At 45.2% G+C, this 19,087-nt stretch carries 16 protein-coding genes; 13 read left to right on the top strand and 3 right to left on the bottom strand.

The window, feature by feature from the left end; genetic code table 11:
- Positions 1–39 precede the first annotated feature (39 nt).
- On the top strand, positions 40–1,788 hold the full coding sequence (locus GXP65_RS00235) for a formate--tetrahydrofolate ligase (RefSeq protein ID WP_162091686.1): 1,749 nt from the start codon (positions 40–42) through the stop codon (positions 1,786–1,788).
- Positions 1,789–2,167: 379 nt separating this feature from the next.
- Positions 2,168–3,382: a glucose-1-phosphate adenylyltransferase gene (gene glgC, locus GXP65_RS00230; protein ID WP_103414179.1), complete on the top strand. Its 1,215-nt coding sequence runs from the start codon at positions 2,168–2,170 to the stop codon at positions 3,380–3,382.
- A 109-nt stretch (positions 3,383–3,491) separates the two neighbouring features.
- Here glgC and GXP65_RS00225 read toward each other — a convergent pair whose 3' ends face one another.
- Positions 3,492–6,653 (bottom strand): glycosyl hydrolase family 18 protein, encoded by a 3,162-nt coding sequence (locus tag GXP65_RS00225; RefSeq protein WP_050909060.1) that lies wholly within the window; start codon positions 6,651–6,653, stop codon positions 3,492–3,494.
- A 278-nt stretch (positions 6,654–6,931) separates the two neighbouring features.
- Positions 6,932–7,813, bottom strand: a complete 882-nt coding sequence (locus GXP65_RS00220) for an AraC family transcriptional regulator (protein WP_005431409.1) — start codon at positions 7,811–7,813, stop codon at positions 6,932–6,934.
- 181 nt (positions 7,814–7,994) lie between these two features.
- Between GXP65_RS00220 and GXP65_RS00215 the strand changes: the two genes are divergently transcribed.
- From GXP65_RS00215 to GXP65_RS00190, 6 genes are all read left to right on the top strand, one after another.
- Positions 7,995–9,143: an iron-containing alcohol dehydrogenase gene (locus tag GXP65_RS00215; protein WP_162091685.1), complete on the top strand. Its 1,149-nt coding sequence runs from the start codon at positions 7,995–7,997 to the stop codon at positions 9,141–9,143.
- Between the two features lie 266 nt (positions 9,144–9,409).
- A complete protein-coding gene (locus GXP65_RS00210; RefSeq protein WP_162091684.1) occupies positions 9,410–10,048 on the top strand; it encodes a lysoplasmalogenase in 639 nt (212 codons plus the stop codon).
- A 135-nt stretch (positions 10,049–10,183) separates the two neighbouring features.
- A complete protein-coding gene (locus GXP65_RS00205; RefSeq protein WP_038863588.1) occupies positions 10,184–10,918 on the top strand; it encodes an amino acid ABC transporter ATP-binding protein in 735 nt (244 codons plus the stop codon).
- A gap of 3 nt (positions 10,919–10,921) precedes the next feature.
- Complete coding sequence (locus GXP65_RS00200; protein ID WP_005431322.1) at positions 10,922–11,719, top strand: amino acid ABC transporter permease; 798 nt, start codon at positions 10,922–10,924, stop codon at positions 11,717–11,719.
- Between the two features lie 9 nt (positions 11,720–11,728).
- Positions 11,729–12,547, top strand: coding sequence for a transporter substrate-binding domain-containing protein (locus GXP65_RS00195; RefSeq protein ID WP_045395799.1), 819 nt, complete (start codon positions 11,729–11,731; stop codon positions 12,545–12,547).
- A gap of 152 nt (positions 12,548–12,699) precedes the next feature.
- Positions 12,700–13,620, top strand: coding sequence for an amino acid ABC transporter permease (locus tag GXP65_RS00190; protein ID WP_162091683.1), 921 nt, complete (start codon positions 12,700–12,702; stop codon positions 13,618–13,620).
- Between the two features lie 6 nt (positions 13,621–13,626).
- Here the strand turns inward: GXP65_RS00190 and GXP65_RS00185 are convergent, their stop codons facing one another.
- On the bottom strand, positions 13,627–13,983 hold the full coding sequence (locus GXP65_RS00185) for a hypothetical protein (protein ID WP_162091682.1): 357 nt from the start codon (positions 13,981–13,983) through the stop codon (positions 13,627–13,629).
- A gap of 241 nt (positions 13,984–14,224) precedes the next feature.
- Here GXP65_RS00185 and GXP65_RS00180 point away from each other — a divergent pair, with 241 nt between their 5' ends.
- From GXP65_RS00180 to GXP65_RS00160, 5 genes are all read left to right on the top strand, one after another.
- The gene (locus GXP65_RS00180) at positions 14,225–15,316 is read left to right on the top strand and encodes a calcium:proton antiporter (protein WP_162091681.1); all 1,092 of its coding nucleotides are present in this window, start codon (positions 14,225–14,227) and stop codon (positions 15,314–15,316) included.
- Between the two features lie 57 nt (positions 15,317–15,373).
- The gene (locus tag GXP65_RS00175) at positions 15,374–16,030 is read left to right on the top strand and encodes a DedA family protein (protein ID WP_162091680.1); all 657 of its coding nucleotides are present in this window, start codon (positions 15,374–15,376) and stop codon (positions 16,028–16,030) included.
- 42 nt (positions 16,031–16,072) lie between these two features.
- Positions 16,073–17,464 (top strand): magnesium transporter, encoded by a 1,392-nt coding sequence (locus GXP65_RS00170; RefSeq protein WP_162091679.1) that lies wholly within the window; start codon positions 16,073–16,075, stop codon positions 17,462–17,464.
- A gap of 20 nt (positions 17,465–17,484) precedes the next feature.
- Positions 17,485–18,135, top strand: a complete 651-nt coding sequence (locus GXP65_RS00165; protein WP_162091678.1) for a MarC family NAAT transporter — start codon at positions 17,485–17,487, stop codon at positions 18,133–18,135.
- A gap of 234 nt (positions 18,136–18,369) precedes the next feature.
- On the top strand, positions 18,370–19,047 hold the full coding sequence (locus tag GXP65_RS00160) for a hypothetical protein (RefSeq protein WP_162091677.1): 678 nt from the start codon (positions 18,370–18,372) through the stop codon (positions 19,045–19,047).
- Positions 19,048–19,087 lie beyond the last annotated feature (40 nt).

The following is a 19,087-nucleotide window of genomic DNA, read 5'->3' as shown; positions in this document are numbered from 1 at the left end:
TGTTGAACGCCACGTGTTAGCCATTTTTTGGGAGTATCCATGCAGTCTGATATTGAAATTTGCCGAAACACACCGTTGTCTTCTATCGCTACTGTCGCCGCAAACGCAGGTCTTTTGCCGCATGAACTCGATACGCACGGAAAACACAAAGCTAAAGTTCCCCCCCAATGTCTTGAGCGTCTAACTGACAATCAAGATGGTAAATTGGTGTTGGTCACTGCAATTACGCCTACCCCACTGGGTGAAGGCAAAACGGTAACCACAATCGGTCTATCTCAAGGTTTATCCAAGATTAACCAATCTGTGATGGCGTGTATTCGTCAGCCTTCTATGGGACCCGTCTTTGGTGTCAAAGGAGGCGCTGCTGGTGGCGGTTACTCTCAAGTGGCGCCAATGGATGAGCTCAACCTTCATTTAACTGGCGATATCCATGCTGTCACGGCCGCGCATAACCTAGCGTCAGCAGCACTTGATGCACGTCTCTACCATGAACAACGTGAAGGTTACGATGCATTTGAAGCTCGTACGGGTTTAAAAGCGCTGAAAATCGATGTTGAGCGAATCACATGGAAACGTGTGATGGACCACAACGACCGAGCACTGCGCATGGTAAAAATAGGCTTGAATGAAGAAGGTAAGAACATCAACGGCTTCGAACGTGAAGAAGGTTTTGATATTTCTGCCGCGTCCGAGCTCATGGCTATCCTTGCGCTAGCAAATGACCTTAAAGATCTTCGTCAGCGTATTGGTCGCATCGTCGTTGCTTATGATTTGAATGGTAAACCAGTGACGACTGAAGATTTGCAAGTTGCTGGTGCCATGGCGGTCACATTGAAAGAGACCATTGCCCCTACTCTAATGCAAACGCTTGAAGGCGTACCCACTCTGATCCACGCAGGTCCATTTGCCAACATCGCTCACGGTAACTCTTCCATCATTGCAGACCAGATTGCGTTAAAACTTTCTAGTTACGTTGTCACTGAGGCAGGATTTGGCTCAGACATGGGCTTTGAGAAAGCCTGTAACATTAAAGCATTAGCCGCTGACCGTGCACCAGATTGTGTGGTAATTGTCGCGACCCTTCGTGGTTTGAAAGCAAACTCAGGTCACTACGACTTACGACCAGGTATGGCGATTCCAGACTCTATTTTCAATCCAGACCAAGCCGCACTTGAAGCCGGATTCGAAAACCTGAAATGGCACATTAATAACGTGCATAAATACGGAATCCCTGCAGTTGTTGCCATCAACCAGTTCCCACAAGATTCAGAACAAGAATTGGCAGAGCTGAAAGCATTGATTGAGCGCTTTAACCCTGAGGTAAAAGTGGCAGTAAGCACCGCATTTGCACAAGGTGGCGAAGGCGCTATTGAACTCGCACAGCACGTTGTTGAAACTTGTGAGCAAGGCGCTCAATTCCGCCCTCTTTACACCAAGAAGCAATCCTTGAAAGAAAAGCTGATGGCAGTATGTGAAGTGGGCTATGGTGCATCAAACATCGAAATGAGCGAGCTAGCGAAACAACAACTGGCACACTTTGAGAAATTAGGCTTTGATGACTTAGCGGTGTGCATTGCGAAAACACCGCTTTCAATCACAACGGATTCAGCCATAAAAGGCGCGCCAAGTGGTTTTACCGTACCAATTCGTGAGCTGCGTTTATGTGCCGGCGCGGGCTTTGTTTACGCACTGTCTGGGAACGTAATGACTATGCCAGGCCTGCCAGACAAACCTGCATTTATGAACTTAGATCTTGATGATCAAGGCAACATTATCGGCCTTTCATAAAAATAAGAAGATTGACGAGAAACGGGAGCAATTTGGCTCCCGTTTTGCTATGAACATACTCTAACATACTGTTTTTGAATTCCTTTACATTGTAAATCGGCTTTTGTAAATTGGAGTACTTACACCACTCTCACCACTATAGTGCACGGTCTATTTTTCCACTCCCTAATATAGTGCAGCGATAACACCCTCTTCTACTGAGTGCATTGATTTTGTTGACAAAATTCTATGGCTCGAATCTTGTACTACGTTATATAGCATTACCATTTATAAGTTCAAAGGACACTCAACAACGTCACTCGAAAGCCTCCTGCAGTTGGCTAACTCCTCGGGCTTTAAGTTGCTTTCGAAGTACGTAATACAAGGGAAAGGGAACATTATGCAAGACGCACTCGCTGTAATTTTAGCTGGCGGTATGGGATCAAGATTGAGCCCTCTTACCGATGATAGAGCCAAACCAGCCGTCCCATTTGGTGGTAAATATCGTATTATCGATTTCACTCTAACTAACTGTCTTCATTCAGGTTTGAGGAAAATATTGGTTTTAACTCAATACAAATCACACTCGCTACAAAAACACTTACGAGATGGTTGGTCGATCTTTAACCCCGAACTTGGTGAATACATCACAGCCGTTCCACCCCAAATGCGCAAAGGTGGTGCATGGTATGAAGGCACAGCAGATGCCATCTATCACAACATGTGGTTACTCTCTCGCAATGATGCCAAGTATGTAGTTGTTCTTTCTGGTGACCATATCTACCGCATGGATTACGCTGCGATGCTGGAAGAGCACAAAGAAAACGGCGCAAAACTCACCGTTGCTTGTATGGATGTCCCGGTAGAGGATGCCACGGCTTTTGGCGTAATGGGCATCAAAGAAAACGGCTTAGTTGAATCCTTCATCGAGAAACCGGAGAACCCGCCTACCCTGCCAGATGACCCAACTCAGAGCCTTGCCTCTATGGGCATTTATATCTTTGATATGGACGTTCTGCAAGATGCACTAGAAGAAGATGCAAAGCTTGAAGACTCAAGCCATGACTTTGGAAAAGACATCATTCCTAAGCTGATCGACACTCAATCCGTTTACGCTTATAAGTTCTGCGGTAGTAAAGGTCGTGTAGACAAAGATTGTTACTGGCGCGATGTAGGGACGATCGATTCTTTCTACGAGGCCAACATGGATTTATTAGAACCCGTTCCACCAATGAACTTGTATCAGCCAAATTGGGCAGTGCGTACTTATGAAGCACAATTTCCACCAGCAAGAACCGTATCATCGGCGACAGGTAATGAAGGGATTTTTATTAACTCCATCATTGCCAATGGTGTCATTAACTCCGGAGGTTCCGTTCAGCACTCTGTTATCGCGTCCAACGTGCGTATTCAAGACAGCGCAACCGTCGTCGATAGTATTATTTTCGATGATGTTGAGGTGGGTGAAGGCAGCCAGCTCGTCAGTTGCATTATTGACAAACACGTTCGTATTCCACCGCACACACAAATTGGTATCAACAAAATCGAAGACGCCAAACGATTTCATGTATCAGAAAAAGGGATCGTGGTTATTCCTGAAGGCTATGAGTTCTGATCGTTTACTCAAGCGTCTATTTGCAATAATCCAAAACAAAATCATATCCCCCCACAATAAAAAAGCGCGCGATGTAAATCGCGCGCTTTTGTTATCCATTCAATCTGGATTAAACGTTACATACTGTCGACCAGCTACCGTCACTACCCGGCTCTGATGCTGTCCACCAATTTGCTTGGTATACCACACCATTGTGAATCACTTTATCACCTTGGTTAGCGTGGCTTGGGTTACCTTGCCAGTCCGTTTGTGGGAAGTCAGGGTAAGTCACAAGGCCTGTTGTGTCACAAGTACCAGGCTCAGTACCACCGCCGCCACCAGTGCCAGAGTTTAAGTCACCGATCGGTAGGTCTGGTTGCTCAAACTTGAACGCGAACTCTTTACCACCAGAAATCACCGTGTAGTTAGCAGGGCCAGAGATTGGTAGGTAGTAAACCATGTCAAGCTCGTAAGTGCCGCCCGCTGGTAGGTCTTTCCATGCTGGTAGCGAGAAAGATACACGGTGCATTACACCATCCAAACCACCAATGTTGTTCGCACGAGTATGTCCAGAAGCAATCACGCTTAGGCCACCACCAGACTGATCTTTCGCGTTATCCGGTGCCGATACAGGAATGTCGAACTGGAATTCAGTACCGCCAGGAATCGCTTGACCTGTGTTGTTTGTGAACGTGATCTTAGGGTTGATTGGGTAGTTTTGGTCACCCACTTTAAAGCCACCAACGCTCACTGCGATATCAACAGCTTCAGTTGGGATAGCACCTGTCGCAATCTTGTTACCGTAAGGTGTTGCAGACTTAAACTTGTCGTAAATCGCTTTAGTCATAGTGTTACCCATGTGGTACTCACCATTACCCGCTGCACAAGCCTGTTCAGTTGCATCAATCGTAGTACGGTTACCGTTCGCGTCTAGTACGTAACAGTTGTAGTCACCTGCTAGCTCCCAGAACATGATACCGCCGATCTCTTTATCGATAACGTAGTCCGCCTTCACTTCAACAGACGCTTTGTCTTCTGTTGATAGGAATACACTCTTCTCTGCGTTCCATAGCCATGGTGCGACTGCAACATCATCGTAGTTACGCGTGTACGTGCCCACCAATTGGTCTGATGGATCGTTCACAGGATCTAGACCGTAAGCTTGAGCGTAAGAACCCCAAATGCCTTTCTCTAGGTTCTTCGCGTGCCACATAGGGTTAGAACCTGCCCCCATTTCGTTACCTTTAGGGTCAGTATCGTGCCACATGTTATCGATACCTAGAGCACCGTGACCACAGTTGTTCTTCTCACCTTCACCAGTACCTGGTGCACACTCTGATTGGTTAGGTAGTGCAGCGCGGCCCCAAAGACCATTTTCGCCACCTGTTACACCTTGCCAACCACGGGTGTAGTAAGGCACACCAATATTGATACGACCAGCAGGCATTGAACCACGGAAGTAATGGTAAGCCCAGTCAGTGTTCAAGTAACCGATACCGCCGTAAGCAGCCGTGCCGTAAACGTTCCATTGAGCAAGCTCAGAGTCTTTACCTGTATCAAACAGTGCCGCGTTGTGACCAACGTGATCGTTCCAAGCACCGTGCAAGTCGTAAGACATGATGTTCACGTAATCGAGGTACTTAGTAACATCAAAGGTTTCCATACCACGCAGTAGGTAACCCGAAGAAGGCGCTGCGATAGTCAGCATGTAGTGGATGCCATCTTGTGCAGATGCTGCGTCCAGTTTCTCACGTAGGACCTTCATTAGCTCTTGGTATGAAGCCCACAGGTATGGACGACGTGGTTCCATGAAGTCTTTATCGTAAGGGTTACCTGCACCCGCCATAGACGTTGGGTACTCGTAGTCGATGTCTAGACCATCGAATTTGTAGGTACGCATCATTTCAACTGCAGAAGTCGCGAACTTCTCGATACCTGCGTGGTTGATTGAACCGTCTGCGTTAGTTGTCATCGTGTAGAAGCCACCATCCGCAACACGATTACCGTCTGCGCCGAAGTGACCACCTGTTTCAGCCCAACCACCGATCGAGATCAGCGTTTTAACGTCATGTTTTTGCTTGTAAGTAGCAAGTGCACCGAAGTGACCTTTAAAACCTAGTGCTGGGTCTACTTCTACACCCGGCCAAGTTTTACCAGTTGCAGGGTTAGTTGGATCAGTCACGTCACCAACGTTCACTTTACCGTCTGAACCGATGCTTACAAACGCGTAGTTAATGTGAGTTAGCTGATCCCAAGGAATGTCTTTCACAAGGTAAGCCGCTTGTGGATCATCACCACTACGCCAGCTTGTGAAGTAACCAATCACACGACGTGGGTGATCGGCACCCATCAATTCACGGCCGTCTTTGTCGTAAATCGTACAGTAAGGTACATCCACACCAGCCGTTTGGTACAGACCATCAGGACGACAGTTTGAAGTGACTGCACCACCATTTACTGATAGTGATACAAGGGAAGAATCTGTTGTTGCGCCAGCATCGTCAGTCGCTTTAGCGTAAATCGATACCGAGCCTGCTGCTGCTGGAGTGAAATCAACAGCGTAAGGCGCAGCTGTTGCTGTACCAATCAGTGCACCTGCGGCAAAGAACTCAACTTTAGCTACGGTACCATCTGCGTCTGCCGCAGTAGCAGAAACCGTTACCGTGCCGCCAAGCTCAACAGAAGTGGCTGATAGCGCTACGTCTACCGTTGGTGCTTCGTTACCAGGTTGACCAGCAGCAACTGTAAGCGTAACTGCACTCACAGTGCTCGCCGCGTTTTTGTCGTCGTAGGCTTTAGTTGAGAACTCGTGAACACCCTCTGTCGCCGTCCATGAAGCAGTAAAAGGTGCTGCGGTTGATGTGCCAACCAATGCGCCATCAACAAAGAATTCAACTTTGCTGACTGTGCCGTCAGTGTCTGCAGCGTCTGCTGCAAGGTTAACGACGTCACCAGCTGTGATAGAAGCCGACGCAGAAGGAGAAGTTAGTGAAACAGTCGGTACTTCGTTAAGTGGTGGATCAACAGGACCGCCATCACAAGCGCCAAGGTTCTCCCACTCACCCCATTCACCTGACTGAGCAGGGTTATTGTTTTGCGTCCAGTAGCGCGCTTTATATGCGCTATTTTCGTGCTGAACTTGGTCACCACCATTATAAACTTTCGATGAATCCCAAGCTTCTAGAGGTGTACAGTCAACGGCTGCGTAGCTGTTGAATGCCATTAGACAAGATGCAGTCAAAGTACTGAGTGTGAATACACTCTTTCCTGCTTTCCCGTTTCTAAGGTACATATTGCTCTTCCTTAAGTTATTGTTAATACAATACAAAATACGCTTTATCTTTGCGTACCTTTTACTTTTGTTTCGACGTAAAATAACTTAAGTACAAGTGCAGAATTTCACACTACTTATTTATAAATTTTCAGCAACACCTCTCAAGAATCCACTCATAGATTGCAAGAATTGACATCTTATTTTGCACCAACAACTAATTTCACTACTCAAATAAATATGTCGATCGCAAATTAATAAAAAAGAGAAAAAAAGTCCTAATATTGAAATAAAGATCACTAAGCCTTTGTTGCTCTGGGTGTTTCATTAAAATGTCTTTTATATTCGCGACTGAACTGTGACGGGCTACTGTAGCCTACTAGCCTCGCAGCATCATTCACTCTGCGCCCTTCTACTTGGATAAGTTCACGCGCTTTATTGAGACGCACCTTTTTTATGTACTGCAAAGGCGACTCTAGAGTGACACTTCTGAAGGCTTGATGAAACGCAGACACGCTCATGTTCGCCTCTTCCGCCAAGGATTGTACATTCAGTTGTTCATGATATTCCTGATGAACACGATTAAGAGCTTTAGCCACGCGAGCATAAGAGCCTTCTTGATGCGCCAATTCAAAGAGAACATGGCCAGATTCGCTTACCAATGCTCGGTAAACAATCTCTTCTAAAAGCATCTCACCGAGCATGGCAACCTCAAGCTCGTCACATAACGTCGTCATCAGGCGTTTACAAGCATCAAGCATTTGCTCGTTCATTTGTACCGACTTTAACCCGCAGCGAGTGGCGTCTTCACACACATTAGTAAAACGTTGTGATTCCAGCTTCTTCACGAGTTTTTGTAGCAGTGCTGGAGAAATATCGATAGAGATACCTAGCAAGGGTTCATTGTCGACGGCAATCGCTTCACACTCGAGCGGCATCGGGACGCCAACCACCAAATAATCATCGGGTCCATAACGTACCGGACTTTGGCCAATATGGATGTTCTTGTACCCTTGCCCTAACACGATAATGCCAGATTGGTACACGAAAGGTTGGCGATTATTCCCTTTACTACTACGGTAAAACCACACCCCATCAATGGCGGTTTCTTTAATCCCTTCGAGATCGTCTAAGCCGAATTTCGTCGCGTATTGCTGCATGCTCTCAGCAAGTGTCTTCATTTTGTCACTCCATTCATTTGCCACGCACTATACTTGGAGTTCGTCACTCAGTTCCAGAGCAATGAACACAATTATGTAGGAATAGGCAACAAATTTGCAGAAATCGGCCTACTCAACCACTCCAGCACGTACTAATATGCACATATTCACTCTCCTCACATTGGAAGCAAGAGGTATAATAATGAACTTTTCATACGTCAACCCAACTCAAATCTTCTTCGGCCAAGGCCAAATCGCGGCAATCAAAGACGCAATTCCTGCCGACCAAAAAGTACTTGTGATCTACGGCGGCGGCTCAATCAAGAAGAACGGTGTTTACGATCAAGTGGCACAAGCATTGGAAGGCCGAGAGTGGCTTGAGTTTTCGGGTGTTGAGCCAAACCCAACCAAAGAAACACTAGATAAAGCGGTAGCTATCGTAAAAGAACAAAACGTTGATTTTATCCTAGCTGTAGGCGGTGGTTCAGTTATCGATGGTTCTAAGTACGTCGCAGCATCAGCAAAATACGACGGTGACGGTTGGGACATCATGGTAGGCAAGCATCAAGTAACCGAAGCAACGCCACTTGCTGCCATTCTTACGTTGCCTGCGACAGGTTCTGAGTCAAACATGGGCGCGGTAATCACTAAAAAAGAAACGCAAGATAAATTGGCGTTCCTAGCACCTGCAGTTCAACCGAAGTTTGCAGTTCTTGACCCAGACGTAATGAAAACCCTACCAGAGCGTCAGCTTATCAATGGTCTTGTGGATGCATGGGTTCACGTTTGTGAGCAATATCTAACACTACCAACAGGCGCAATGGTTCAAGACGGTTACGCAGAAGCACTACTGAAAAACCTTAAAGTACTAGGCGATCAGTTCGCAGAGCGCGATAACGACCAATGGCGTGCCAACCTAATGTGGACAGCAAACCAAGCATTGAACGGCCTTATCGGTAGCGGTGTTCCTCAAGACTGGGCAACACACATGATTGGTCACGAACTAACGGCGCTTTGGCACGTAGACCACGCACGTTCACTAGCGATCATCCAACCATCACTACTTCGTAACCAAATGCAGTTCAAACGCCCTAAACTTGAGCAAATGGGTCGCAACGTATTTGGCTTATCAGAAGGTGAATATTTGGCAGAGCGCACGATTCAAGCGATCGAAGCTTTCTACCATCAGCTAGACGTCGCAACTCAACTTGAAGGTTACGGTGATGATCGTGAAGCCGCTATTGACTCAGTCATTGCACAGCTATCAAAGCATGGCATGACCGTTCTTGGCGAGAACCAAGCGATTGACCTAGAAAACAGTCGAAAAATTCTTGATCTAGCGGTCGCATAACAACTCGATCTATCAAATTACTGCCTTTTTTAACGGTATTGTGTCCCCGCAGACACAATACCGTTTTTTTATGGTAATTTAGCCGCACACTGACAAAACGATATAAATTGAACTTTTCTGCTAAAAAAATAACAAATAGGCGATAGTTCGATGTTGTTGTGTAAGCCGATGACCAAAAACAAACCAAGTGCTTACCAATCGAAGTGTCACTTTTTTGCTTGCTCATAAAAAATGAGCGTTTAGTCGTCTATTCAAGAGTTATTCGTATGTGGCTGATTGTCGTAGCTTGCGCGCTCATACATATCATCAGCATTAAGACTGGCCCTAAGTGGTTATTCTTTTTGACCAAACCGCTTCCAATCACTGCAATGATTGGGATGTTAATGCTGTCTCCAGCAAGTCACCTTCACTACACCCAGTGGATCATTGGCGGGCTCTCATTGTCGCTCATGGGTGACTTAATCTTGATGCACCCAAAAGACAAATTTGTTGAGGGCATTAAACTGTTTTGCCTTGCTCAAATTAGCTATGCCTTGGGTTTCATCAATATGGCGGCTTGGCATTTTACTCCATGGATTCCATTTGCCGTATTTGGCGCAGGGCTGTGTGCCTATTTCTTTTTTAAGCCCGATTTAGGGAAAGAAAAGTGGTCGGTGGCTAGCTACATCTTTGTTTTGATGACCATGCTTTGGATGGCATTGGAATACTACGCCAGTGGTCAGACCCAATCGTCGGCGTTCGCCGTCCTAGGCAGCTTTATCTTCACCATGTCTGGGGTTGTCCTTGCCTTCGAACGATTTGGCAGTACATCAGTATTTTCGCGCCAAGTGGTGATGACAACTTATTACTCTGCACAGTTTCTTATCACCATGTCTGTCTTCGCAATTGTGATCCGTTTTCTCTAAAACTGACTATATTATCGGTTAGTTTTGTCATGAGTTACTTGCTCACCAGTTGGACAGTTTACCTCTGATAAACAGGTGCAATACGGTTAATAACTTGTTATTGTAGAAAGAAATTTATTCTAAAAGTTGGCAGCCTTGAAAGAGAAAAATATCGTCGTAGAGTTCAGCGGCGTAAACAAGTGGTATGGCGAATACCACGCCCTTAAAGACATTAATTTTTCAGTACACACCGGTGAAATCGTGGTCGTTTGTGGCCCTTCCGGCTCAGGTAAATCCACACTAATTCGTTGCATCAACCACTTAGAATCCATCCAAGAGGGCGAGCTCAGCGTCTTTGAGCATCCTGCAAATTCCAAAGCACAGAAACCGGGTAAAGTAGGAATGGTGTTTCAGCACTTTCATCTGTTTCCGCATCTCACGGTTTTAGAAAACCTGACTCTTGCCCCAATCCGCACTCTGAAGCTATCGAAGCAGGAAGCGGAGGAACGCGCAATGCATTATCTCAAGCGCGTTAACATCGAAGAGCAAGCCAACAAATACCCAATTCAACTGTCTGGTGGTCAGCAGCAACGTGTTGCTATCGCACGCTCGCTCTGTATGGAACCAGATTTACTGCTGTTTGACGAGCCAACCTCGGCGCTCGATCCTGAAATGATCAACGAAGTGTTGGACGTGATGGTTGAGTTAGCACAAAGTGGCATGACCATGATTTGTGTGACTCACGAAATGGGTTTTGCGAAAAAAGTAGCGAATCGAGTGGTATTTATGGACGAAGGTGAAATCATCGAAATGAACTCACCCGTTGCACTGTTTGAAACCCCTCAACACCCTCGTACACAAGCGTTTTTGAATCAGATTCTGAGCTACTAGCCAATGGTATTTCGAATCCTAAAACCCGTTTTACAAGCCCTACTCCAAATCGCGATTCTACTGATTGCGATCGTTTGGGTGCTTGATTCCGGCGCACAAGCAATGGGTTATCAATGGCAGTGGGAACGTGTGCCTGACTACATCGCGTTTTACGAAGATGGCGAATGGTGGCCAGCAGAGTTAATAGAAGGCCTTATCGTCACACTAAAAATCTCTGCCATTAGCCTGTTCTTCACATTAGTGATTGGTTTGGTTACCGCACTGCTGCGTCTAAGCAACTCCAAAGTTGGTAATGCGATTGGCACTACTTACGTCGAGTTAATTCGTAATACGCCATTGTTGGTGCAAATCTACCTACTCTATTTCGTGTTTGGCCCTGTCATCGGCCTAGACAGGTTCAGTACCGCCGTTTTAGCGCTATCCCTTTTCCAAGGGGCGTACACCGCGGAGATCTTCCGTGCAGGCTTAAACAGCATTCCCAAAGGTCAATTTGAGGCAGCGAAAAGCTTAGGACTGTCCCCTCTCTTTGCGTATAAAGATGTGATTCTTCCTCAGGTACTCCAACGTACCTTGCCACCATTGACCAACGAAGTCGTGTCACTGATTAAAAACTCTTCGATTGTGAGTGTTATGGCGATCTTCGACCTCACCACCGAAGCGAGAAACATCGTCTCTGAAACGGCGATGCCTTTTGAAATCTGGTTTACTGTGGCAGCAATCTACCTTGCTCTCACATTATCACTTTCTGGCTTATCCGCTTGGCTGGAACACAAACTAGGAGCCAGTTGGCGCAAATTATAAGGAGATAACATGAAGTTATTCAAAGCGACCATTACTGCATTATTGGGGCTTGCGATTGCTTTACCTTCATTAGCCAATGAAGAAGCCGCAACGCCGAACGTAGATCAAATCAAAGATCGTGGCACGCTGCGCGTTGGTATGTCGACATTCGTGCCTTGGGCAATGCGTAACAAACAAGGTGAACTGATTGGTTTTGAAATCGACGTGGCAAAACGCTTAGCCGCAGATTCAGGCCTCAAAGTCGAGTTTGTCCCAACCGCGTGGGACGGCATCATCCCTGCTCTATTAGCGAAAAAGTTTGACGTAATCATCGGTGGCATGTCGATTACTCCAGAGCGTTCAAAGAGCGTGCTGTTCACTGAACCTTATTCGCACTCTGGCGTACAAGTTGCCGCAAATAAAGAGCTAGCAGAAGGTTTTAGCGAGTTTTCAGATTTTGACTCTCGCCGTGTGAAGATTGCCGCTCGTCGTGGTGCGTTCACTGTGCAAGTAGCGCGTGAGACTTTCCCTAAAGCGAAGATCCTTCAGTTCGATGACGACGCTCAAGCATTCCAAGAAGTACTAAACGGCAATGCCCACGCGGTGATTGCATCAAGCCCGAAACCAGAGCACGAAGCGATCAAGCACGCAGACAAATTGTTCATTCCGTTTTCAGAGCGTCTGTCAAAAGGCAACGAAGCCTTCGCCGTTCGCCTAGGTGAAGAAGACAAAAAAGCATTCTTCAACCAATGGATTGAAGCACGCACGCAAGACGGTTGGCTAGATGAGCGTTACGAGTACTGGTTCTCGACGCTAGATTGGCAAGACCAAGTTGCGCAAGGCCAATAGCCCTCGCAGTTACTCATAAAGTCATAAGCTGTCACGGTTGCTCATAGCGTCAGAATAATGAGCACTTTCACAGCCATTGCAACTTTTACAATAAATACAATGACCGACTCGTTTAACGGGTCGATATTTATCTTTACTACCGGAGTCAAACCTTGAGCGGACAAACCACCACTCGCGTTGCACCAACCAAAGCAAAGTCAGGCTTTTTCTTAAGTCGTTTTAACCTACTCGATTGGGTATTGCTCGCCATCTGTGTGTTCGTTGGGGTTTGGCTCTATCATCGTTCTACCGTTGGCGTAAACTACATCTGGCACTGGAAAGACGCCATCGATTTACTGTTTACACCAAGAGCGGACGGCGGGTTACCTTACTTTTTCCAAGGCTTAATATCAACATTACGCTTAAGTCTTTGGGGTATTACCTTTGCTTTGGTATTGGGTACGTTGCTTGGGTTAGCGCGTTTTTCTGATTCGGCCTGGTTACGCACACCAGCCAACGCATTTATCCAATTGGTGAGAAACATCCCACCGTTGGTGTTTGTGTTCATTTTCTATTTCTTTATTTCCAACCAGTTAATTCCCCTGCTTGGATTAGAAGATCTGTTACGTAACTATCGTGGCGAGCCTAACACCGTTCAACTGTTCTTATTTGGTCCTGCTAACCTTTGGGAAAACCTCGCATCCGGCGTGTTATGTGTCGGTTTACTCTCTTCCGCTTACATTGCAGAAGTTGTGCGTGCGGGCTTGCAGAGTATCGACAAAGGTCAGTGGGAAGCGGCAGACTCGTTAGGTTTATCGCGTTGGGTAAAATACCGCTTTGTCATTGCGCCACAAGTCCTAAAAGCGATCACTCCGGCACTCGCAGGTCAAACCATCTCGTTAGTTAAAGATACCTCTATCGTGTCGCTGATATCTATTCAAGAGATGACTTTTGTCGGCACAGAAATGGCGAACTCATCAGGTTACATTTTCGAGATCTGGTTGATTGTCGGCTTTGTTTACTTCTTGATTTGCTTTAGTTTATCCATGTTTTTCAGGTTAATAGAGAAAAAGTCCGCATCCTATTCTAATTAGCCATGATTACGCATTTAAACGGCTTAGTTTTCGAAAATAAAACTTATTGAACAGGCTGTTATTTAGGTCTTCATTGTAGTTTTCAGTAACTACTTTGACCTCATCAAGCCAATAAACATCGGCGAGTAATTGAATATCTTTGGCCAATAATTCACATTCTGCCGTAGTCAGTTCTTCTAGCCTCTTTCCCCAACAGTATGAAACATCCACCACCAGAACTCGCTCCAAATCTAAGTACAAATGGCTATAGCTATAAAACAATGATTCGACATCATCAGAATAGGTAACGATCAAGGTACATTCCCCTTCCCCGATATCACAAATTCGGTATTTTCTATCATTTAAGTAGATGGCACGTTCCATGCTTATTTCCTCAGTAAGTGTTGTTTTACCCCTTTATTATTGAGTTTTTGTTTTTCAATGATACGAATTTGAGAAATTCATAATTGTTGATGCAGATATGAATTTCTCTAAACCATACCAACATGCATTTATCCCGTTTATCGTTATCACATCGTTTACTGCACAGGGATTGCAGTATTTATCCGAGACCTCCTCGTTAACGGAACATAGCGAGCCTTCGGCAACTCAATAAAGGCTCAACATGCTCGACCTACTCAAACAAGAATACAAATTGCCTTTAGGTATTCTCGCCGTATTGTTTTTTAAGCTCATCGGCGACAACCTACTCACCGGTGGTTTAGCACCAATATCATACGTACTGACAACAGGCGTCCTATTCTATGTCGTCATGGTGGCGATCTTCTCTGTCGTACGCCACTCCGACGCACTTGCCATCAAACTTGGTGATCCATACGGCACACTCATCCTTACCCTTTCCGTTGTTTTACTCGAAGTCATTATGGTGTCGTCGGTCATGCTGACTGGTGATTCAAATCCTTACCTTGCTAGAGACACGATGTTTGCAGTCGTCATGGCAGTACTGAATGGCTTTGTAGGTATCACATTATTAATTGGTGGGTTGAAGTATCACACTCAAACCTACAATTTAGATGGCATCAAGGCCTACTTGGTGGCAATTATTCCACTGGCTCTACTTTGTTTGGTGTTGCCTAACTTCACTAGTACAGATGCTTTCGGAAACATGTCGACCAGCCTAACGTGGACATTAGTACTCGCTTCGATTGCGCTCTATGCCGTGTTCCTCTTTGTTCAGACAAGAAGCCATACCAGTTACTTTATCGATGCGGATAACGAGGACACTCACGATCACCACGGCCCACTTCACAGCAATGCATTCCATACCATCATGCTAGTGAGTTACCTTGTCGTCGTTATCCTGCTTGCAAAGAGCCTTGCGATTCCAATCAATGATGGCATCACTGTCATGGGCGCTCCAGCGGCATTAGGTGGACTTGTCGTAGCGTTAATCATTCTTGCTCCAGAGGCCGTGGGCGCAGTTAAAGCAGCCGTAACCAATCAACTTCAGCGAGCAATGAACCTCTTTTTTGGTTCGGTACTTGCGACGATCGCACTGACTGTTCCAGCGGTTCTCTTAATATCTGGTGTAATGAACGAGCCAATTCGTTTAGGCCTTGCTCCTGCCGAAATGGTTTTGCTTGGCGCGACACTTCTCATGACCAGTGTGAGTTTCAGTAACGGCAGAACCAACTCACTGAATGGCGCAACGCACCTAATTCTATTCTTCGCTTACATCATTTTAATGTTTGATTAAGCATCAAAAAGGGCTTTGGCGCTCGCACGCCAAGGCCCAGATAAATTGGAGAACGTTATGCAAGATATTCTTAGCGCAATTTGGTCACAGGATTTCGATGCACTTCTGGAAATCAATTCCCTGTACATTTTACTGCTGCTACTCGGCGTAGTTCTATTCTTGGAGTCAAGCTTTGTCTTTTTGCCGTTGCCGGGAGACGGCTTGGTGCTGTTTGTTGGTGGTCTTGTAGGGTTAGGTGCACTCGAGTTTTCAAGTGCATTGGCAGTCCTCTCCCTTTGCGCATTTGTAGGTAGCGTGATTGCGTATCTCCAAGGGCGTTGGCTACACAATTCAAAATTCATGCACAAAGCCGAACAGACACTGCCAAAAGATGCACTTCCGAAAACACGTTTACTACTGAATAAATACGGTTTCTTGTCGCTGTTTATCTCGAGATTCATTCCGTTTGTGCGCGTACTTACTCCAATGTTAATGGGCGTAGCTCAACTTAGTTTTTGGCGAACGATTGTTATCAGCTTTACGAGCTCGCTAACGTGGGTAATCACGCTTCTGTTTGTTGGCAAGTGGGTAATGAAGCATCCATTTATCGAGCAATATCAAGCATTACTCACCAAATGGTTTTTGATAGGTAGCGCCCTATTAATGGTGACAGCAACCATCACGCTCTTTGTTCGTTTAGCCATAAACAAGAACGACGTAAATATTCAAGAATAGCGTTCAGCTACCAAGTTGAAACTCACTTCTAAGGCCAAAATTATGACCTTTATAAGCTTACCTTTTTTAGATGAAAATACACAAAACCTGTACTTCAAACTAGGAGAATGTCTTTCAAACAACAATTCGAAAAAACTGCACAAACTCATTAGTAACGCAGAGTCCCAACAACTTGCCTCCATTTTCCACAACCTCACAAATGAAGAACGTATTACACTGTGGGAAATGCTGACGGATGTAGACTCAAGTTTGGCGGCGAACTTACTCGACCATTTTTCCAACTCAGAGCTGGTCAGCTTGATGAGCCAACTCGCGACGAATACAACCGTCTGCTTGTTTCAATACATACATTCGGCAGACCGTCGATTGCTTATCAAAGAGTTACCTCACGATTTACAAGTGCAATTAAGAGCCTCATTGCCAGAAACATGGAAGTATGAGGAACGTGCTGCGTTAAGCTATTCGCTTTACTCGGCAGGTGGTATTTGTAAAAGCGAAGTACTCAAAATCGACTCAAATGCGACAGTCGATACCTTAAGTAACATGCTAAGTACACAAGAACACAATCTGGATAGATTAGAATGGCGTTATGTCTATATTCAGGATGAAAAAGGTCATTTGATTGGTGGATTAACCATTCGTGATGTATTGATGCTGCCAACTGGGGCTCAATTAATTAACCACATGGATAAGAGCATTCCAACCATCTTGGCCGATTCCGATCTAAACACGGTGAAAAGTGCACTAGATACAACGCTACATCCCGTCATTCCGGTAGTCGACGAGTTCGGTTTTCAGATTGGCGTCGTTGGGTTTAAGCATCTGAATGAAGCATTATATCAACGCTCCAAACAACAACTTTTAGAACAGGCTGGTGTATTCGGTGGGGATGAATTTCGCTCCATGCCCACGCTTAAACGTAACTTGCGTAGGCTCGCATTCCTTCTGCCATCCGTCGCATTAAGTTACGCCGCTGTATCGATTATTGCCGCCTATGAGCCGATCATCGAGCAGATTGCGGTCCTAGCCGCCATATTACCCTTGGTCGCAAACCTATCCGGAGCAGCAGGCAATCAGGCGGTCGCGGTTTCTATTCGAGAGCTATCTACTGGGCAGATATCAGCGAAGAATCTCGTTTATGTCGTGCTGAAAGAGTTACCGATCGGAGCCATCAACGGTCTATTAATCGGTGCAGTGCTTGCGCTTCTCACTTTTCTAACGCATGGCAATGAATATGCGCAACTGCCGATATACATCGGGTTAGCTTACGCGTTGTCATCGACACTTGCCGTGATGATTGGTGGCGCTTTACCGTTGCTTTTAAAGCGATACAAGCTTGATCCTGCCATGCTCTCTAGTCCCGTACTGACCACATTAACCGATGCTATTTCGTTCTTTAGCGTTCTTTATCTTGCTCAAACATTTCTCTTATAACCTTAACAACAGGTGACACTATGCATATAGAAACTTTCGTGACTTACATGACGCTGACTGTGTTAGGTTTGTTACCCATTATGAACCCACCTTCTGCTGCAACGATCTTATTAGGGCTAAGTAAAGGACGAGACAGAAGTTATATGATTTCTCAAGCCAAATCGGCAGGAGTCTATCTATTTATCGCTCTTTGTATCACCTTTTTCATTGGCGCATCTGTCTTAGAGTTATTCAGTATCTCGATACCGAGCTTACGATTGGGCGGCGGCATTATTATTTTGGTGATTGGATTTAACATGCTATTCCCGAAAACTCAAAGTGAGTCAAACAGCCCGGCGCAAGATTCGATCGCCTTAGTCCCTCTTACGATTCCCTCGCTTTGTGGTCCAGGTTCCATGGCAATGATCATCAGTTTGGCCGCTCAAATCGCAACCTACGAAAGTCATGATAGTATCATGAGCGTTTATTGTGGCGTCGTCGCTGGGCTTGCTGTGGTTACACTAATAGCGACCTTTACATTAACCATGGCTTACCCTTTGCTCAAAGCACTCGGCCAAAACGGAATTGACGCATTTACACGTATCATGGGCTTTCTTCTGATTTGTATGGGCGTCCAGTTTTTCACTTTGGGCATTGAAGAAATTGTCCTAGAAATAAATCAGCTACTATAAACCTGCAAATTAGATATTTAAATAAACCCTGATAACAAGGTTAATCCAATCCTACTTTTCATGTAGTTAGTATTTTAATGCCTCACCGAACCGTCGGTGAGGTGTTTTTAATACAATAAAACTTACCATATAACCTCATGACAAATGCAAATTTGAATCGCTGTAATTCATGGTTTATCAAGTTACATAAAAATAAAATAACCCCATCATAAAACGAAAGATGAGGTTTTATTTATGACATTAAACAAATCGACGTTACTACTAATTTCGCTTATTTCTGCACCTATTGCATTTGCAAAAAATAATATTGATTTTACTGATTCCACACAACATTACTCGGGCTTTAACCTAGGGTATGGTAGCAATGATTTCGACGTTGGTGTCCAATTCGCTAAGCCGATTAATACAGATTGGAGTGTTATGGGAAGCTATAATGGCAGTAACGACTTCGACACTCATTTACTCGGCATTGACCTGAAACACAAGAGCCAACTTGGATTCAGCTTTGAATATCTTTACGACACTGCGTATGGTTCTGACGAATTACGCGCCAACGACTATGCTTTCAGCCTGTACAAAGTAAATAAGATGAATAAACACGTCACGTTTACACCGCAACTGTCTGTTGGTAATGTTGACCATCAGCAAATGACCAGCAATGTTTATTATACTACTGCTGAGCTCGATATGACTTATAAGGTTAACAGCAATATCTGGCTTGGTGTTACCCCTGAATACACTTATAGCTTTGGTCACATAAATGAAAAAAACGGCGACCGTTCTAAATGGAGAAACTGGGATTATAGTGCCGAAATTGGATATCAATTTGATAATTCGAGCGCTTTCATTTATAGCTTCCACTATGACGATGGCGACAATCTTTCATTATTCTCCTTTAAACATACTTTCTAACCATTTCGAGCTGTCTAATTAGGCAGCTCGATTTATTTTA

This window comes from Vibrio sp. LB10LO1 (assembly GCF_010092875.1).
Classification (GTDB): domain Bacteria; phylum Pseudomonadota; class Gammaproteobacteria; order Enterobacterales; family Vibrionaceae; genus Vibrio; species Vibrio campbellii.
Note: the sequence above shows the minus strand (reverse complement) of the source record. Positions and strands in the feature narration are given on the sequence as shown.

Coding starts and splice junctions, on each gene's coding strand:
- GXP65_RS00200 (WP_005431322.1), top strand. CDS start 10,922: ATGGTATTTCGAATCCTAAAACCCGTTTTACAAGCCCTACTCCAAATC.
- GXP65_RS00235 (WP_162091686.1), top strand. CDS start 40: ATGCAGTCTGATATTGAAATTTGCCGAAACACACCGTTGTCTTCTATC.
- GXP65_RS00180 (WP_162091681.1), top strand. CDS start 14,225: ATGCTCGACCTACTCAAACAAGAATACAAATTGCCTTTAGGTATTCTC.
- GXP65_RS00175 (WP_162091680.1), top strand. CDS start 15,374: ATGCAAGATATTCTTAGCGCAATTTGGTCACAGGATTTCGATGCACTT.
- GXP65_RS00160 (WP_162091677.1), top strand. CDS start 18,370: ATGACATTAAACAAATCGACGTTACTACTAATTTCGCTTATTTCTGCA.
- GXP65_RS00170 (WP_162091679.1), top strand. CDS start 16,073: ATGACCTTTATAAGCTTACCTTTTTTAGATGAAAATACACAAAACCTG.
- GXP65_RS00225 (WP_050909060.1), bottom strand. CDS start 6,653: ATGTACCTTAGAAACGGGAAAGCAGGAAAGAGTGTATTCACACTCAGT.
- glgC (WP_103414179.1), top strand. CDS start 2,168: ATGCAAGACGCACTCGCTGTAATTTTAGCTGGCGGTATGGGATCAAGA.
- GXP65_RS00210 (WP_162091684.1), top strand. CDS start 9,410: ATGTGGCTGATTGTCGTAGCTTGCGCGCTCATACATATCATCAGCATT.
- GXP65_RS00195 (WP_045395799.1), top strand. CDS start 11,729: ATGAAGTTATTCAAAGCGACCATTACTGCATTATTGGGGCTTGCGATT.
- GXP65_RS00185 (WP_162091682.1), bottom strand. CDS start 13,983: ATGGAACGTGCCATCTACTTAAATGATAGAAAATACCGAATTTGTGAT.
- GXP65_RS00220 (WP_005431409.1), bottom strand. CDS start 7,813: ATGAAGACACTTGCTGAGAGCATGCAGCAATACGCGACGAAATTCGGC.
- GXP65_RS00165 (WP_162091678.1), top strand. CDS start 17,485: ATGCATATAGAAACTTTCGTGACTTACATGACGCTGACTGTGTTAGGT.
- GXP65_RS00215 (WP_162091685.1), top strand. CDS start 7,995: ATGAACTTTTCATACGTCAACCCAACTCAAATCTTCTTCGGCCAAGGC.